Annotated in this window: 1 protein-coding gene and 1 pseudogene; one reads left to right on the top strand and one right to left on the bottom strand. The window is 43.3% G+C overall.

Going from position 1 to position 1638, the window contains the following annotated elements:
* Window positions 1-266, bottom strand: a 266-nt coding sequence (locus CIK04_RS25650) for a DUF3391 domain-containing protein (RefSeq protein WP_325205828.1), incomplete at its 3' end; no start/stop codon positions are given.
* Window positions 267-666: 400 nt separating this feature from the next.
* Between CIK04_RS25650 and CIK04_RS25655 the strand changes: the two are divergent.
* Window positions 667-1549, top strand: a pseudogene (locus CIK04_RS25655) (AEC family transporter).
* The last annotated feature ends 89 nt before the right edge of the window (window positions 1550-1638 follow it).

The following is a 1638-nucleotide window of genomic DNA, read 5'->3' on the forward strand; positions in this document are numbered from 1 at the left end:
KTAAGAAGCTTTTGAGCGAGGCCTTTGGCTTCTGCAATCAGCTTTTTGGCTTTCTTTTGATTTGAGGCGCGACTCTTTGGCTGCTTACGTGGCGTTGGTGAATGGGATTCTGTCACGACTTGCGATTCAGTGTTATCAACCTTTGGCGCTGGTTTAATCACACAATTTTTAGCCGATAAGCCTGCGTCTACCCACACAAACTTCACCCCACTTTCAAATAAGCGGGTAATCGCTTTTTCTGACTGAACACGCCCTGCATTAGCCAATTAACCGCTCACTATTTTCAATCGCGGTGACAAACATACCAATCGTTAAGTTTGAAATATCTACTTTTATTGATTTTTCAGGGTCATACTGCATATTCAAGACAATTTCCAACACAAACTTTTCTCGACTACCTCAAGTATATGGCAATCTCGCTAATACGACCTGCCGAGGAAGTCGAATAATTCACATTTTTTTACAAGCGTTCCATTTGCCCAGAGAATACAAATTTAAAATATATTTGCAAACTCTAATTTACAACATCTTGAAGCGGCGATAATCAATGAATTGACTAGGCAATAACGCTCATAGCACAGTGATGAGCTCATGTTTTCAACCAGTTTAGGTGACGAAAACACATCACCTGATAGCGTAAAACAAATCCTCTTCAGGAACGTCAACATGCTCATCAAAGTTGTTAACATTTTATTCCCCGTTTTTGCCTTGGCAGGCGTCGCTTTTTGGTTGGGCATTATTTGAAACCTGACTTTAAGCCGATTAACCGCATCAATATCGACGTTTTCCTCCCTGCTTTGGTCTTTTCATCTCTCACCACCAYGCCGTTAGACACCCAGCAGCTCCCTTTAATATGGGCATCGCTTGTTGCAGTGTTGCTGCCGGGGGATACTGATGATACCCCATTTGCAAACTGACCCGGGCTTTCTTTTAAAGACCTGGGCACCGCCACATATGTTTCGGCAACAGCGGCAATCTTGCCATTCCTCTCTTTGCCTACGCATTTGGCGACGCGGCGCAATCAAGCGCCGTACTGCTTTTTGTCATGTCATCTTGCATTCATATTAGCTTAGGTATCGCGTTGTTAAGCCGCGGCGGATCACTCTTACAAATGGTCAAGATGCCTGTGTTTATTGCCGCGTCTGCGGCTGTGTTTTTTAATCTCAACCATGTAGCCGTTTGGTCACCACTGATTGAAGCCACCTCTTTGCTAGGGCAAGCCGCAGTGCCGGTGATGCTCCTTTCTCTAGGGGCGCAAATGACGCATTTAAAATGGTCCGGCCTCAGCGTTGGGCTCTACTCAACGCTCCAATCCATTGCAACAGGAGCGATAGCATTTGCGGTGATTTACTTCTTTATTCCTCTCCCCCCGCTGCAAATGAAAATGATGGTTCTGTTCACCATGTTGCCAGCAGCGGTGATGAACTATCTTTTTGCCGAACGTTTTCATATCGAACCCGAAAAAGTGGCCTCAATCGTATTATTCGGCAATTTTTTCAGCATCTTAACCCTACCTGTATTGCTTGGATTTTCTCTCTCTTTAACGTGATGATGAATTTATTTCATCATTCGTTTTAGAGTTGAAATATTCCTTAAATATTTATGATATATTATTAATATGATAAAAGTGAATTCATC

The sequence above is a fragment of the Vibrio sp. 03_296 genome (assembly GCF_002265885.1).